Source organism: Microbacterium sp. zg-B96 (assembly GCF_030246865.1).
Classification (GTDB): Bacteria; Actinomycetota; Actinomycetes; order Actinomycetales; family Microbacteriaceae; genus Microbacterium.
The window spans coordinates 1,757,809-1,773,063 of record NZ_CP126738.1; the positions used below are offsets into that span (position 1 = coordinate 1,757,809).

The 15,255-nt window shown below is 69.9% G+C and carries 15 protein-coding genes; 5 read left to right on the top strand and 10 right to left on the bottom strand.

Going from position 1 to position 15,255, the window contains the following annotated elements:
- The first annotated feature begins 10 nt into the window (after positions 1–10).
- On the top strand, positions 11–793 hold the full coding sequence (gene map, locus QNO11_RS08170; protein WP_257509944.1) for a type I methionyl aminopeptidase: 783 nt from the start codon (positions 11–13) through the stop codon (positions 791–793).
- Positions 794–795: 2 nt separating this feature from the next.
- On the opposite strand, the gene trmD is transcribed toward map, so the two are convergent.
- Genes trmD through rpsP form a run of 4 tightly spaced genes read right to left on the bottom strand, consistent with a single transcriptional unit; the run spans position 796 to position 2,793 of the window.
- Positions 796–1,485 (bottom strand): tRNA (guanosine(37)-N1)-methyltransferase TrmD, encoded by a 690-nt coding sequence (gene trmD / locus QNO11_RS08175; protein ID WP_257509574.1) that lies wholly within the window; start codon positions 1,483–1,485, stop codon positions 796–798.
- Position 1,486: 1 nt separating this feature from the next.
- On the bottom strand, positions 1,487–2,149 hold the full coding sequence (gene rimM, locus QNO11_RS08180; protein WP_257509573.1) for a ribosome maturation factor RimM: 663 nt from the start codon (positions 2,147–2,149) through the stop codon (positions 1,487–1,489).
- Positions 2,133–2,363 (bottom strand): RNA-binding protein, encoded by a 231-nt coding sequence (locus QNO11_RS08185; RefSeq protein ID WP_257509572.1) that lies wholly within the window; start codon positions 2,361–2,363, stop codon positions 2,133–2,135. The genes rimM and QNO11_RS08185 overlap by 17 nt, the downstream gene beginning before the upstream one ends.
- 4 nt (positions 2,364–2,367) lie before the next feature.
- On the bottom strand, positions 2,368–2,793 hold the full coding sequence (rpsP, locus tag QNO11_RS08190) for a 30S ribosomal protein S16 (RefSeq protein WP_257509571.1): 426 nt from the start codon (positions 2,791–2,793) through the stop codon (positions 2,368–2,370).
- A gap of 182 nt (positions 2,794–2,975) precedes the next feature.
- Here rpsP and QNO11_RS08195 point away from each other — a divergent pair, with 182 nt between their 5' ends.
- Positions 2,976–4,139, top strand: coding sequence for a glutamate--cysteine ligase (locus QNO11_RS08195; RefSeq protein ID WP_257509570.1), 1,164 nt, complete (start codon positions 2,976–2,978; stop codon positions 4,137–4,139).
- Between the two features lie 107 nt (positions 4,140–4,246).
- Here the strand turns inward: QNO11_RS08195 and QNO11_RS08200 are convergent, their stop codons facing one another.
- From QNO11_RS08200 to QNO11_RS08210, 3 genes are all read right to left on the bottom strand, one after another.
- A complete protein-coding gene (locus QNO11_RS08200) occupies positions 4,247–5,101 on the bottom strand; it encodes an endonuclease domain-containing protein (protein ID WP_257509569.1) in 855 nt (284 codons plus the stop codon).
- A 233-nt stretch (positions 5,102–5,334) separates the two neighbouring features.
- Complete coding sequence (gene ffh, locus QNO11_RS08205) at positions 5,335–6,882, bottom strand: signal recognition particle protein (protein WP_257509568.1); 1,548 nt, start codon at positions 6,880–6,882, stop codon at positions 5,335–5,337.
- 55 nt (positions 6,883–6,937) lie between these two features.
- A complete protein-coding gene (locus tag QNO11_RS08210) occupies positions 6,938–7,888 on the bottom strand; it encodes a TetR/AcrR family transcriptional regulator (RefSeq protein ID WP_257509567.1) in 951 nt (316 codons plus the stop codon).
- Between the two features lie 42 nt (positions 7,889–7,930).
- On the opposite strand from QNO11_RS08210, the gene lipB reads away from it, so the two are divergent.
- Together lipB and lipA are read left to right on the top strand one after the other, a co-directional pair.
- Positions 7,931–8,611 carry a lipoyl(octanoyl) transferase LipB gene (lipB, locus tag QNO11_RS08215; protein WP_257509943.1) on the top strand — a complete coding sequence of 227 codons (681 nt, stop codon included), beginning with the start codon at positions 7,931–7,933 and terminating at the stop codon, positions 8,609–8,611.
- Positions 8,608–9,618, top strand: coding sequence for a lipoyl synthase (gene lipA, locus QNO11_RS08220; protein WP_257509566.1), 1,011 nt, complete (start codon positions 8,608–8,610; stop codon positions 9,616–9,618). Before lipB ends, lipA begins: the two co-directional genes overlap by 4 nt.
- 14 nt (positions 9,619–9,632) lie before the next feature.
- Here the strand turns inward: lipA and QNO11_RS08225 are convergent, their stop codons facing one another.
- Genes QNO11_RS08225 through smc form a run of 3 tightly spaced genes read right to left on the bottom strand, consistent with a single transcriptional unit; the run spans position 9,633 to position 14,576 of the window.
- Positions 9,633–10,133: a DUF2004 domain-containing protein gene (locus tag QNO11_RS08225; protein ID WP_257509565.1), complete on the bottom strand. Its 501-nt coding sequence runs from the start codon at positions 10,131–10,133 to the stop codon at positions 9,633–9,635.
- Positions 10,134–10,187: 54 nt separating this feature from the next.
- The gene (gene ftsY / locus QNO11_RS08230) at positions 10,188–11,060 is read right to left on the bottom strand and encodes a signal recognition particle-docking protein FtsY (RefSeq protein WP_257509564.1); all 873 of its coding nucleotides are present in this window, start codon (positions 11,058–11,060) and stop codon (positions 10,188–10,190) included.
- Between the two features lie 18 nt (positions 11,061–11,078).
- A complete protein-coding gene (gene smc / locus QNO11_RS08235) occupies positions 11,079–14,576 on the bottom strand; it encodes a chromosome segregation protein SMC (protein WP_257509563.1) in 3,498 nt (1,165 codons plus the stop codon).
- 413 nt (positions 14,577–14,989) lie between these two features.
- Between smc and QNO11_RS08240 the strand changes: the two genes are divergently transcribed.
- On the top strand, positions 14,990–15,241 hold the full coding sequence (locus tag QNO11_RS08240) for a hypothetical protein (RefSeq protein WP_257509562.1): 252 nt from the start codon (positions 14,990–14,992) through the stop codon (positions 15,239–15,241).
- Positions 15,242–15,255 lie beyond the last annotated feature (14 nt).

Here is a 15,255-nt window from a genome sequence, read left to right on the forward strand (position 1 = left end):
AAGGAACCCGATGATCGAGTTGCGCACCCCCGCCGAGATCGACGCGATGCGACCGGCGGGCCGCTTTGTTGCGGAGGTACTGGCGACCCTGCGTGACGAGACTAAGGTCGGCACGAATCTGCTGGCGATCGACAAGCGCGCCCACGAGCTGATCCGCCGGGCCGGGGCAGAGTCCTGCTACATCGACTATCACCCCTCATTCGGCGCCAGTCCGTTCGGCAAGGTGATCTGCACGTCCATCAACGACGCCGTGCTGCACGGGCTCCCCCACGACTACGCACTGCGCGACGGCGACCTCGTATCGCTGGACTTCGCGGTGTCGGTCGACGGCTGGGTCGCCGACTCCGCCATCTCGTTCGTCGTCGGCACGCCGCGCGAGGAGGACCTCGCCCTCATCGACACCACCGAGCGGGCGCTGGATGCCGCGATCGGCGCGGCCGTGGTCGGCAACCGGATCGGCGACATCTCACACGCGATCGCCGAGGTCGCCCACGGCGACGGGTACTCGATCAACACCGACTTCGGCGGGCACGGCGTCGGCCGCGTCATGCACGGCGACCCTCACGTGCCCAACGACGGCAAGCCGGCGCGCGGCTATCCGCTGCGTGCGGGGCTGGTGCTGGCGCTGGAGCCGTGGTTCCTGCAGACCACCGACGAGCTGATCACCGACTCCGACGGCTGGACGCTGCGCAGCGTCGACGGTTCGCGGGGTGCTCACGCCGAGCACACGATCGCCATCACCGAAGACGGCCCCATCGTGCTGACCGATCGGTCGTTCCTCGGGGTGGACTGACCTCAGTCGGCGAGCAGATCGGGGCGACGCTCGCGCGTGCGCTCCAGCTGCTGCTGGTGGCGCCAGGTGTCGACGGCGCCGTGGTTGCCGCTGAGCAGCACCGGCGGCACGTCGTAGCCGCGCCAGGATGACGGCTTGGTGTACGACGGGTACTCCAGCAGGCCGTCCTCGTGGGATTCCTCCACGAGGCTTGCGGGGTTGCCGACGACGCCGGGGATGAGACGGCCGATGGCCTCGATCATGGCCATCGCCGCGACCTCGCCGCCGTTGAGCACGTAGTCGCCCAGGCTCACCAGCCGGACCTCGCCGAGGGTCGCGGCGTAGTCGAACACCCGCTCGTCGATGCCCTCGTAACGGCCGCAGCCGAACACCAGGTGCGGCAGCTGCGACATCTCACGCGCGGTGGCCTGAGTGAACCGCTCCCCCGCGGGCGAGGGGAACACGAACACCGGCCGGTCGCCGGCATCCGCTGTGATCTCGTCCAGCACCTCGCCCCAGGGCTCGGGCTTCATCACCATGCCCGCGCCGCCGCCGTAGGGGGTGTCGTCCACGGTGCGGTGACGGTCGTGGGTGTGCGTGCGCAGGTCGTGCACGCGGATGTCCAGGAGCCCTGCGCCGCGGGCTTTGCCCAGCAGCGAGACTTCCAGCACGTCGAAGAACGACGGGAAGATCGAGACGACGTCGATGCGCACGTCAGTCCTTGTCGGCGTCCGCCTCGGGAGCGTCGCCATCAGTCGGCGCTGCGTCATCGGGGGCTGCGTCCGCCGCGGCATCCGGTTCCGGCGCCAGCTCTTCGAAGAGCCCTGCGGGCGGGGTGACGGTGACGCGTCCGGCGGCGATGTCCACGTCGGGCACGATGGCCGTGACGAACGGCACCAGGATCTCGCGGTCGCCGTCGCCGGTGGGGCGGACGATCAGCAGGTCCTGCGCGGGGAGGTGGTCGACCCGCACGACACGTCCGACGACGTCGCCGTCGCGGACGACGTCGAGGCCGACGAGTTGGTGGTCGTACCAGGCATCCGACTCCGGGGAATCCTCGTCCTCGTCCTGGTCGATCCACAGGATGGCGCGCACGAGCGTCTCGGCCGCTTCGCGGTCTTCGACGTCTTCGAAGAACACGACGGGGTGCGAGTTCATCCAGCGGAACTCACGCACCGTGATGGACTTGCCATGCCAGGGTGAAGCCTCCGGCACCTGCAGTGTGAAGACGGCACCGGTGGTGAAACGGCGATCAGGGTCATCGGTGTACAGCTCGAGCTTGAGTGCGCCCTTGAGCCCGTGCGCCTTGACCAGTCGACCGACGCGCAACTGGGCGCGGGGGGTTTTCGCAGTCGACACCTCAGTCGTCCGCAACATCGACGCGCACGCGTCGTCCGTCGGCCAGAGCCGACACGACGGTGCGCAGCGCCTTTGCCGTGCGTCCGCCGCGCCCGATGACGCGACCCCGATCATCGGGGTGCACGCGCACCTCCAGCACGTCGCCGCGAGGCGAGGTGGAAGTGTTCACGGTCACGTCCTCGGGGTGATCGACGATCCCCTTGACGACGTGTTCGAGCGCGGCGGCCAGCAACGGATTACTCGGCGTCGGTGGAGGCGACAGGCGCCTCGTCGGACGCAGCCTCGGTGGAAGCAGCCTGGTCGGCCTTCTTCTCCACCTTCGGCTTGACAACGGACTTCTTCGCGGCGTCGACCTCGAAGGGTGCCTTGGGCTCGGCCGTCTTCACGGTCGAGACGGCGTTCTTGTCACCCTTGTGCTTGCCCCAGTCACCCGTGAGCTTCAGCAGCGCGGCGACCTGCTCGGTCGGCTGCGCGCCGACGGACAGCCAGTACTGCGCCCGCTCGGAGTTGACCTCGATGAACGAGGGCTCCTCGGTCGGGTGGTACTTGCCGATCTCCTCGATGACACGACCGTCGCGCTTGGTGCGCGAGTCGGCGACGACGATGCGGTAGTACGGGGCACGGATCTTGCCGAGCCGCTTGAGACGGATCTTGACAGCCACAATTCTCCTGAATGTGTTGGAAGGATGAACGTCGCCTGGAGCGTGGGGTGCACACCCGGCAAAAGCTCGAGAGTGGATCGCGAGCCCGGTTAGAGGGTCGAGCGCGCGGTCCAGCCTTCTATTTTGCCAGATGCTGGGGCATGCCGCGAACCACCCGCTCGCGCGCGTGCCAGACTGTGCGCATGACGGTGCCCTTCGCGACATCCGCCCGCTCCTCCGTCGGGCTCGAATGGGAGCTCATGCTCGCCGACGGAAGCACCGGGGATCTTGTGCCCCGCGCGCCGGAAGTGATCGCTGCGCTCGGCGAATCAACGGCGCTCGAGCGCTACACCGTGACCGGGGAACTGCTGACCAACACCCTGGAGGTCACCAGCGGCATCGGCCAGACCGTGGCTGCCGCCGTCGACGACATCGCCGACGCCATCGCCGCGGTGCGCACCGTGACCGACCCGCTGGGGCTGGAGCTGCTGTGCGCCGGCAGTCACCCGTTCGCGCAGTGGTTCGACCAGCAGGTGACCGACAAGACCCGCTACCACAAGCTCATCGAGCGCACCCAGTGGTGGGGACGCAACATGATGATCTGGGGCATCCACGTGCACATCGGCGTCGACGACGTCAACAAGGTCATGCCGATCGTCAACGCCCTGGCCGCCTACCTGCCGCATCTTCAGGCTCTGTCGGCATCCAGCCCGTTCTGGGCCGGCGAGAGCACCGGGTACGCGTCCAATCGCGCCCTGGTGTTCCAGCAGCTGCCCACCGCCGGTCTCCCCTGGCCGTTGCAGACGTACGCGGAGTACGAGAGCTACCTCGACGACATGGCCCATACCGGAGTGATGGCGGATGCCACCGAGGTGCGGTGGGACGTCCGCCCGGCGCCCCGCTGGGGCACCATCGAGGTGCGCGCGTGCGACGGCATGTCGACGTTGCCGGAGCTGGCCGCCGTGGCCGCGCTGGTGCAGGTGCTCGTGGAGCATTTCTCCCGCGAGCTCGATGCGGGCCGGGAGCTGCCGTTCCTGCAGCCGTGGTTCGTGCGGGAGAACAAGTGGCGCGCCGCCCGCTACGGCCTGGATGCCCGCATCATCGTCGACCGCGACGGCACGCAGTTGCCCGTCACCGAACACCTGCGCACCACGGTCGAGCAGCTGGCCGACATCGCGGTCGAACTCAAGTGCGCCCGCGAATTCGCCGAGGTGGAGACCATCCTCACCGGCGGGGCGAGCTACGCCCGGCAGCTGACGGTCGCCGCTGCCGCCGACGGCGACCTGCGGGAAGTCGTGCAGCACTTGATCCGCGAGTTCCGCAAGGGACCGACGCTGCGCGAGCATCTCAGCCGCCTGGGCGCCTGAGCCGCGGCATCCGGCTCGGCTTTCGCCGCTTCTGCCGTTACGAGCGTAGGAGATGTGGCGAAGGGAGGAGTTCTGTCGCGGCATCCGTCCTACGCTCGTCCCATCTCCTACGCTCGTGACAGCGCGGGGGCGCGGTGCTTGCCCTGCGCGACCGCCAGCAGCACCGTCTCCTCGACGAATGCCCACTGCCTCAGCACCTGCATCCAGTCAAAGCGCAGCACGGTGTAGCCGCGCAGCACCAGCCGCGCGTCTGCCCGGAGGTCGCGACGTCGGTCGGCGGGGGCGCTGTGGAACTCCCAGCCGTCGAGCTGGATGACCAGCCGGTCGCCGATGAGGAAGTCCACCGCGTGCCCGTCGATGCGCACCTGCTGGCGGATCGGCAGGCCGAACGCCCGCAGCCCCGCCAGGAACAGGGTCTCCAGTCCCGAGTCGCTCAGCAGGGATGCCAGCTCGTTCACGGCCGAGGCGCGAGTGCCTCGCCACTGCACGGCTGCCAGCGTCGCAGGGTCGATCAGCATCTTGCGCACCGCCGATTCCCACACCGTCAGCGCGTCGGCCTCGGCAACGCAGCGCGCGACCTGCTGCAGCGTGTTCACGATGCCGTCGACGACCGCGTACCGCGACACCGGCGTGGGGGCGGATCCCCAGTGGGCGTGCACGCCGTCACCGAGTCGGGAGGCCGTCGGTGCGACCGCGACATGGATGCCGTCGTGCTCGGGCACCCACAGTCCGAGCCGGCGCGCCTGCGTGAGGCACGTCACCCGGCCGCCCGCTTCGACGGCGCGCACGATGACATCCTCCACGTGCGGCATCACCAGCCAGCTGCGCCGCACCCGTCGGACCCCGCTCGCCACGGCATCCGCCATCGTGCGGGCCGAGAACCCCTGTGCGCGGGCCTCGGCGGTGTGGGCGACGCCGCCGCGGCGCGTGAGCCAATCAAGGAGAACCAATGCCGCTGCCATGCCGTCCACACTGGCGCGGGCACGTGGGTGAGCGGGCAGCGCAACCCCCGAACCATGGATGGATCCGAGTGCCGCCGGCCTGTGGAGGAGACGGTGACCGGCGCGCGCGGCGAAGCCAGGGTAGGAGATGGGTCGGAGGTAGGAGATCCGCGGCGGCATCCGTCCTACGCTGGCCCCATCTCCTACGCTCGCGACACGACGCAGGGTGGATGCCGCGACGCGGCGGCGCGGGCTCAGCCCTTGCCGAAGAGCTTCTGGATCTCGGCGAGCTCGGCCTCGCTCGGCGCCTGCTGCGGGCCGCCCAGGCCGAAACCGGAACCGGTCGGCGCGGCAGCGGCCAGGCCGGCGGCCTCCGCGGCCCGCTTGGCGGGGTTACCCGAACGCGACACCGCGCGGCTCTTCTGCTGCTTGCCGCGCTTGGTGGACGCACCGGGCTTGCCGCCCATCGATCCCATGCCGGGGATGCTGGGCACACCGCCGCGGGCGACGGTCTTCATCATCTTGGAGGCCTGCTCGAACCGCTGCACGAGCTGGTTCACGTCGGTGACGGTCATGCCCGAACCGCGCGCGATGCGCAGCCGCCGCGAGCCGTTGAGCACCTTCGGGTTGCGGCGCTCCCCCGGCGTCATCGAGCGGATGATGGCCTCGGTGTGGTCGAGCTCCCGCTCGTCGAAATTGTCCAGCTGCTGCTTCATCTGGCCCATGCCCGGCAGCATGCCGAGCATCTTCTTCATCGAGCCCATCTTCTTGAGCTGCTGCATCTGCTCGAGGAAGTCCTCGAGGGTGAAGCTGTCCGTCGCCAGCTTCTCGGCGACCTTCATCGCCTCTTCCTCATCGAACGCGCCCTGCGCCTGCTCGATGAGGCTGAGGATGTCGCCGAGGTCGAGGATACGGCTGGCCATGCGGTCCGGGTGGAACGCCTCGAGGTCGTCGAGGCCCTCACCGGTGGAGGCGTAGATGATCGGGCGGCCGGTGACGGATGCCACGGACAGCGCGGCACCACCGCGGGCGTCGCCGTCCAGCTTGCTCAGCACGACGCCGGTGAAGTCGACGCCCTCCTGGAAGGCCTTGGCGGTGTTGACGGCGTCCTGACCGATCATCGCGTCGATGACGAACAGCACTTCATCGGGGTCGGTCGCCTTGCGGATGTCGGATGCCTGCTTCATCAGCTCCGCGTCGACGCCGAGGCGGCCGGCGGTGTCGATGATGACGACGTCGTGCTGCTGCCGGCGGGCGGTCTCAACACCGTCGCGGGCGACCTGCACCGGGTCGCCCACGCCGTTGCCGGGCTCCGGGGCGTAGATGGCGGCACCGGCCTGCTGGGCGACGACCTGCAGCTGGTTGACGGCGTTCGGGCGCTGCAGGTCGGCGGCGACCAGCAGCGGGGTGTGGCCGTCCTTCTCGAGCATCTTGGCGAGCTTGCCGGCGAACGTGGTCTTACCCGACCCCTGCAGGCCGGCGAGCATGATCACCGTCGGCGGGGTCTTGGCGAACTGCAGCCGACGCTGCTGGCCGCCGAGGATCGCCACGAGCTCCTCGTTGACGATCTGCACCACCTGCTGTGCCGGGTTCAGCGCACGGTTGACCTCGTCGCCGAGGGCGCGCTCGCGCACCTTGGCGGTGAACTCCTTCACGACCGGCAGCGCGACGTCGGCGTCCAGCAGTGCGCGACGGATCTCGCGCACGGTCCCGTCGACATCAGCAGAGCTGAGCTTGCCCTTGGTGCGGAGGTTGCGGAAGGTCTCGGTGAGACGATCTGAGAGCGTGCCGAAGGTAGCCATGATCCCCCGATTCTACGTGGACTCGGGGCAGCCTCGCGGCGCCCTCACGAAGCCGTCACTCCGGGCCCAGCTCCTGGAACAGCGTCAGCTGCAGGTTTGCCCGGCCGCGCACCCGTGCGTTCACCGATCGCCAGGGTGTCTGGCGGGCGGATGCCTCCAGGGTCGCGTCGGCGGCCAGCAGCGCGTCGACGGCCACGGCGGCGTCGTCGACCTCGAGCGCGACGCGCAGCCGGTCGCTCGGTGCGTCGCCGTCGGTCTCGACCGTGTCGATGAACGCCACCTGCGCCGGGTTGGCGATCTCCAGCGTCGCCCGCCCCGCGTCGAGGATCGCCACGCGCGCCCCGCCGTCGGCCTCGTATGCCTCGGCCTGCGGCATGCCGACCACGTCGCGGTAGAAGGCGAGGGCGTTGTCGAACTGCTCGGCCTGCACCACCAGACGCAGCTGCCGCACCCGACCATGAGCCGTGGGGACGAAATCCAGGGCGTCGGCCAGCAGGGGCGCCAGCGCAGCGCGGCCGGCGCCGCCGGCGGCCCACTCCCAGACGGCGGAGAACACCGCGCCCGCGCCCGCGGCGCCGGAGACCTCGGCCCGCAGTGCCGCGGCTCCGTCGCGGCGCAACCGCTCCGCGACCGCGCGCGCCAGACGCAGCTGGCGGATCGCCCGTTCCCGGTCGAGCTCGACGGCGAGACCCATGGCATCCATGTTCGTGATGGCCAGTGCCAGGTGGTCCGGTGCGAAGTCGGCGCCGATCGCGCACAGCGCGTCGCGCACCGGCGTGCGTGCCAGCAGCGCCGCGGTCGCGGCATCCAGTCGCTCGTCCAGCCCCGCCCACAGCACGTCCGCCTTCGAGGCGAAGTAGTTGAAGAAGCTCGACCGGCTCACCCCGGCGCGTGTGGTGATGTCGGCCACCGAGGTTGCGTCGTAGCCGCGCTCGAGGAACAGTTCGCACGCCGCCTCGGCGAGCGTCTCCTGTGACGATGCCTTGGGCCTACCCACCCGGTTCATGACTTCAGCGTACGGATACCCCGCGCCGCCCGGCGACGGTCTATTGTTGTACGCAATCCAAGAAGCCGTGCTGAGGAGAGCGACATGCTCGAGATCGTCCACGCGGGGTACTCCCCGACGCCGGTGCCCTATCAGGACGGCTGGGACCTGCAGCGCCGGGTGCATGCCGACGTCGTCGCCGGCACCCGCCCCGACACGCTGATCCTGCTGGAGCACGAGAGCGTGTACACCGCCGGTGCCCGCACCACTGCGCACGAGCGCCCCATCGACGGCACGCCCGTCGTCGATGTGGACCGCGGCGGCAAGATCACCTGGCACGGACCGGGGCAGCTCGTGGGCTACCCCATCGTGCGGCTGCCGCACCCGGTCGACGTCGTCGCCCACGTGCGCACCCTCGAGGCGTTGCTGATCGAGGCCCTGCGCGCGCACGGCGTCGACGGATACCGCGTGGACGGCCGCAGCGGCGTGTGGGTGCGCCGCCCGCTGTCCGAAGACAAGGTCGCCGCCATCGGCGTGCGGGTGCAGCGCGGAGTCACGATGCACGGGTTCGCGCTCAACTGCGACAACACCCTCGCCGGGTTCGCGGGGATCGTGCCGTGTGGCATCACGGATGCCGGTGTCACCACGCTCAGCGAGGTCACCGGCTCCCCCGTCGGGGTACCCGAGGTGCTCCCGACGATCGAGCGGCTCTTCGCCGCCGCGTACGGGGCGGTCGCGGCATGAGCGGCTGCGCGAGCGGCCCGGTTGCGACCCCGCCCACCGGCGGGCGCAAGCTGCTGCGGGTGGAGGTGCGCAACGCGCAGACCCCCATCGAACGCAAGCCGGAGTGGATCAAGACGCGGGCCAAGCAGGGCCCGGAGTACCAGGCGCTGCAGGCCCTGGTGAAGACCGAGCAGCTGCATACCGTCTGCCAGGAGGCTGGCTGCCCCAACATCTACGAGTGCTGGGAGGATCGCGAGGCGACCTTTCTGATCGGCGGCTCGCAGTGCACCCGTCGTTGCGACTTCTGCCAGATCGACACCGGCAAGCCCGCCGCCTACGACACCGACGAGCCGCGGCGAGTGGCCGACAGCGTCGCCCGCATGCAGCTGCGGTACGCCACCGTGACCGGTGTCGCCCGCGACGACCTCCCCGACGGTAGCGCGTGGCTGCACGCCGAGACGGTGCGGGCCATCCACGAGCGCACCCCCGGCACCGGGGTGGAGATCCTCGCGACCGACTTCAACGGCGACCCGCAGCTGCTGGATGTCGTGTTCGAGGCGCGTCCGGAGGTGTTCGCGCACAACGTCGAGACCGTGCCGCGCATCTTCAAGCGCATCCGTCCGGCGTTCCGGTACGAGCGTTCCCTGGACGTGCTGACCCGGGCCCGCGCGGCGGGACTCATCACCAAGTCGAACCTGATCCTCGGCATGGGCGAGGAACCCCACGAGGTGGTGCAGGCGCTGCAGGACCTGCACGCCGCCGGCACCGACATCATCACGATCACCCAGTACCTGCGGCCGAGCCCGCGTCACCTGCCGGTAGCCCGCTGGGTCACGCCGCAGGAGTTCATCGGGTTCAAGCAGGAGGCGGAACGGATCGGCTTCCTCGGGGTGCTCGCCGGTCCCCTGGTGCGCTCGTCGTACCGGGCGGGGCGACTGTGGGCGCAGTCGATGCGCGCCAAGGGACGGCAGCTTCCCGCCGGACTGGTGCACCTGGGCGAGAGTGCGGAGTTCGCCCAGGCCGTATGAGCGGGGCGAATGCCCTACTCAGCGCTGGTGACCGACTGCACGGAGCCGTCGGACGCGAGATTGACCAGCAGCACGTCGTCGGTGGCATCCGGGTCGAGGGCGTACTCGAGGACGGCGAACGGGTCGCTGCCACCGTGCTCGTCGGCGAGGATCGTCATGCTCATCAGCTGCAGCGAGCGGATCACGTCGACGTGCACGTCGCCGGAGATGTCGACGAGGTACTCCTCGATGCGGTCCCCCAACCGGTCCTGCTGCTGCAGGATGTACTCGGTCACTTCGCTGGCACGGTCGTCGAGTTCGGTGACCATCGCGTTGCGCGCGGTCATGTCGATCGTCTCGAGCGTGGAGATCATGGCCGCGGCGACATCGAGCGCGGCGGAGGACACGTCGTCCTGGTCGGGCGCCGTGAGATCGACGGTGACGATCTGGTCGGCGAACTCGACGTTCTCCGACCAGAAGATCGATCCGTCCGGACCTGTTTCCAAGAGTCCGAAGTAGTCGTGCTCGATCGCCATGGTCCTATGAAAGCAGTACGACTGCCCAGGCGGTAGTCCGCCGCGCCGCACCGGTCATTCCACCAGCGAAGCGGCGAAGACGTGCGGGGTGAATCCGGTGAGGTCATTGATGCCTTCGCCCTGGCCGAGGAGCTTTACCGGAATCCCGGTGCGCTCCTGCACCGCCAGCACGAATCCGCCCTTGGCGGAGCCATCCAGTTTGGTCAGCACCAGCCCGGTGACACCGGCGTGCTGCAGGAAGGCCTCGGCCTGCATGACGCCGTTCTGGCCGGTCGTGGCATCCAGCACCAGCAGCACCTCGCTGATCGGCGCCTGCTTCTCGATGACCCGGCGGATCTTGCCGAGCTCGTCCATGAGACCGCCCTTGGTGTGCAGGCGACCGGCGGTGTCGACGAGCACGATCTCGGTGCCGGTGCGCTTGGCATACTCGATCGTCTGGAACGCGACGGATGCCGGGTCCTGGCCTTCCTGCTGCGGACGCACGATCGCCGCTCCCCCGCGTTCTGCCCAGGTGGCCAGCTGATCGACGGCGGCGGCGCGGAACGTGTCGGCGGCACCGACGACCACGGTGCGGCCGTAGCGCTGCAGGAACTTCGCGAACTTGCCGATCGTCGTGGTCTTGCCCACGCCGTTCACGCCCACCACCAGCACAACCGCAGGCCGCTCCGTGAGCCGCAGGGTCGTGTCGAACTTGGCGAAGTGCTCTTCGAGGGTCTCCCGCAGCATGCGCTGCAGGTCGCGCGGGTCGGTGGTGCGGAACCGCTCCACCTTCTCGCGAAGCTCCTCGACGATGCGCTCGGTGATGTCGGGACCGAAGTCCGCCGTCAACAGCGCCGTCTCAAGGTCTTCCCACGTGGTCTCATCGATCGTGGGCTTGACGAACATGCCGCGCAGTGCGCGGCCGAGCGACCAGGAATTCTCCGCCATGCTTCCAGCCTAGGCGCGCTACGCGCTCTGCCGATCGCGCACGCGCTGTCCGACGACGGCGGAGACGCCGTCCTGGCGCATCGAGACGCCGTACAGGGCGTCGGCGATCTCCATCGTGCGTTTCTGGTGCGTGATGACGATCAGCTGACTGGACTCGCGGAGTTGCTCGAACACTCCGAGCAGTCGGCCGAGGTTCGCGTCGTCCAGCGCGGCCTCCACCTCGTCGAGGATGTAGAACGGGCTCGGCCGGGCCTTGAAGATGGCCGTCAGCAGCGCCACCGCCGCGAGGGAGCGTTCACCGCCGGAGAGCAGCGAGAGGCGCTCGATCTTCTTTCCGGCCGGACGCACCATCACCTCGATGCCGGTGGTGAGCGGGCTGTCGGGATCGGTCAGCGAGATGCTGCCGGTGCCGCCGGGGAACAGGATCGGGAACACCTCGCCGAAGGCGACGCGGGTGTCCTCGAATGCGGCGAGGAAGATCGTCTGCATGCGCTCGTCGAGTTCGTCGATGATCGTCATCAGGTCGGCGCGCGTGCGGGTGAGGTCGCTCAGCTGCTCCGTGAGGAACGCGTGCCGCTGCTCGAGCGCGGAGAACTCCTCCAGCGCGAGCGGATTCACCCGGCCCAGCTGACCGAGCTTGCGTTCGGCCTCCTGCAGGCGCCGGCGCTGCGCCGCGCGATCGTAGGGCTCGGTACGCGGCTCGGTGTCGCCACCCTTCGAATCGGCGACCGGCACCGGCTGGTCAGGACCGTATTCCGAAACGAGAATACGCTCGTTGAGACCGAGCTCAGATGCCACCCGCTCGAGAAGACTCGTGACGTGCAGGCGCTTCTCGTGGATCTGCAGCTCCAACCCGTGCACGCTCTCGGTGAGCCCCGCGAGCCGCTCCCGCACCGTCGTCTCCTGGGCGCGCAGTTCCCTCAGCTCAGCGGTCACCGCGGTGCGCGCCGATTCGGCGGCGGCCAGTTCCACGCGCGCCTGAGACACGGACCGATCGACCGAGTCAAGCAGCGGCGGCAGCTGCGCGGCGATGTCTGCGGCGACGGCGCGCTGGGCGCGGCGGATCACGGCGCGGCGGGCGGCTTCCTCTGCGGCGGCGCGTTCCCGCTCCCGCTGACGCTCGAGCTGCACGACCTGCTGCTCGCCGGCTCGGATGCGTTCCTTAAGCGTCTCGACATCCAGCCGCGCGCGCATCTCGGCGTCGCGGGTGCGCTCGACAGCGGCGAGCATGCCCTCGCGGGCGGAGGCGTCGAGAATGGGTCGCGGCATCTGCTGCGCCCGCTCCAGCGCCTCGTCGGCGGCGCGCACGCGGGCCTCGGCGTCCGCGACGGCCGCTTGCGCCGGCCTCAGCCCTGCTTCCAGCCGTTCGCACTCGGCCATCGCGCCCTCGTGGCGCACCGTGGCACGGTTGACCTGCTCGGTGTGTGCGGCCAACGCCGCGTCGTGCGCGCGCAGCGTCTCCAGCGACGCCTTGGTCCGCTGGCGGGCACCGTCGAGGTGGGCCTGCGCGTCTGCCAGCGCATCGCGCAGCGAGTCGGCCACGACGACGATCTCCGTCAGCCGGTCGGCGGCGGCATCGCGCTCCGCCGCGAGTTCGAGGCGGGAGCGCCCACCGCCGCTGCCGGCGCGCACCGTGTGTGCCGTGACGATCTCTCCCGCGCGGGTGACGACGGTCAGCCCGGGAGGAACCTGCCGCACGGCATCCAGATCGTCGACGATCATGACCGACGACAGCAGGCCCAGCACGCCCGGCGGCGCGGTGACGACCGCGGTCGCCGCGATCGCGCCAGGCAGCGCGGTCGCGGGCGCCGTGGCATCCCCGGCGGCGATGGCGATGTCGACCGTGCCGAGGTCGGCGTCGCGCGCCACGCGCGCCAGCGCGTACGCCTCGTCCACCGAATCGACCAGCACGCCTTCGGCGAGCGGCCCCAGCACGGCGGCGATCGCCGCTTCGTAGCCGGCGGTCACCTTGACCGCGTCGCCGACCAGGCCCCGAATACCCGCGCCACCGCCGGCGATCAGTTCGGCGGCGGCGTTGCGCACATCGAGGGCCCGGCCCAGCGCCGCGGTCTGTGCCGTGAGCGCCTCGAGTTCCCGCTCGGCGGCGTGCAGCCGCTCCCGGATGCCGGCGACGGTCGATTCCGCCTCGGTCGCGTCGCGCTGCGCCTTCTCGTAGAGTGCGGCGTATTCGGCGGAAGTGCCCTCCGGCACCAGCTCCGGGTCGACACTCGCCAGTGCCTCTTCCGCTTCCGCACGGCGCGCGAGGGCGGCATCCAGTGCCTTCTGCTGGCGTTCCAGCGCGGCGCGCACCGCGGATAGTCCGGAGTGCGCCGCGTCGGCGGCACCGCGCAGCTTGGTCAGGCGCATGTCGTGTTCGGACACCAGCGCGCTTTGTGCCGCGATGTCGGCGTCGAGGGCGTCCAGTTCTGCCCGGGACCGGATGACGTCCCTGGATGCCGCGGCTGCGGCGTCCTGCGCGGCGCCCAGTCCAGCGGCGATCTCGTCGATCTCGGCACGGGCATTGTCGATGGTGGTCTGCGAGACGGTGGTCTGTTCGAACAGCGGGGCGTCGTCGCCGGAGAGCAGCGACAGCCGCTGCCCGGTGAGGGTGTAGAGCCCGCGCAGCCGTTCCTGCACCTGCTCGAGGGCGAAGGTCGTGCGCCGCGTGCGGTCGACCGCCTCGGAGCGCTGCTCGGCTTCCAGCCGCTCGATCCGGGCGCGCACTTGCTCGGCCTGATCCTGGAGCACGAGACGTTCGGAGTGACGCTCCTGCTCGTTGCGCGCGTGGTCGGCCAGCTGCGCGCGCAGGCTCACCAGATCGTCGGCGAAAAGGCGCGCCTTGGCATCGCGGACGACGGCGGCGATCGTGGCGGCTTCGCGGGCGATCTCGGCCTGGCGCCCCAGCGGCTTCAGCTGCCGGCGCAACTCCCCGGCGAGGTCCGACAGCCGGGTGAGGTTCGCCTCCATCGCGGCGAGCTTGCGCAGGGTCTTCTCCTTGCGCCTGCGGTGCTTGAGGATGCCGGCGGCCTCCTCGACGAAACCGCGACGTTCCTCCGGCGACGCCTGCAGCACGCTGTCCAGCCGGCCCTGGCCGACGATCACGTGCATCTCGCGGCCCAGACCGGTATCGCTCAGCAGCTCCTGCACGTCCAGCAGCCGGCAGCTCTCACCGTTGATGGCGTACTCGCTGGCGCCGTTGCGGAACAGGGTGCGACTGATCGTCACTTCGCTGTACTCGATCGGCAGCGCACCGTCGCTGTTGTCGATGGTCAGTTGCACCTCGGCGCGTCCCAGCGGGCCGCGGGTGGCGGTGCCGGCGAAGATGACGTCCTCCATCTTGCCGCCGCGGAGCGTCTTGGCGCCCTGCTCCCCCATCACCCAGGCGAGCGCGTCGACGACATTGGACTTGCCTGATCCGTTGGGCCCGACGATGCAGGTCACCCCCGGTTCCAGGGCGAACGTCGTCGGCTGCGCAAACGACTTGAACCCTTTGAGCGTCACGCTCTTCAGGTGCATGGGCAGTCCTCCGTCAGCGGTTACCGCACCACGCTACCGGCATGTCACTTGACGGGATGTGCGCCACGCGCTAGCGTCGGCTCTCGCATCCGAAGTCGAGAAAGGAGGTCCCCCGATGATTCGTATCAACACCACCGAGGTCGCGTATCCAGTACGCCCGTCTCGTGTTGCGGGGACCGTCTCCTTTGGAATGCTCCAGAGCGTCCTCGCCCACGAAGCCGGCTGAGCCGCACCGCGTAGGAGAACTCTGCCCCTCCCGGGGCATGATCGCTCCCCGCCGCCTCGTCTGAGGCAGCTGCTCGCGCTCCGCCGCCCCTCCGCGCCGTGCCCCATCACGGCTCCCCCGCTCCGTGCTGCGGCACGGCATCCCGCCGCCCTCGGCGGCATCCATCTCTGTCTGAAAGAGAAAGATCATGCGAACCAACACTGCGCCGCAGCGCTCATCGGGCGTGCCCGATACGTTGCAGCTGGCTGGACGGACGCCTCGGACGTCGTTCGTCGACCGCGTCGCCATGCGCGTCGCGCTCGCGCTGCTCCTGTGGAGCACGCGGCCCCAACTCAGTGCCGACGAAGCCGAAGCCGCGCTGGCGCGGCGTGCGGCCGACGACCGCCGCGAACGCGAGGCGGCCTGGCTGTGGCTGGCCCTGGGCACCCGACCGCTGTGAACCCCGGTGGTGTC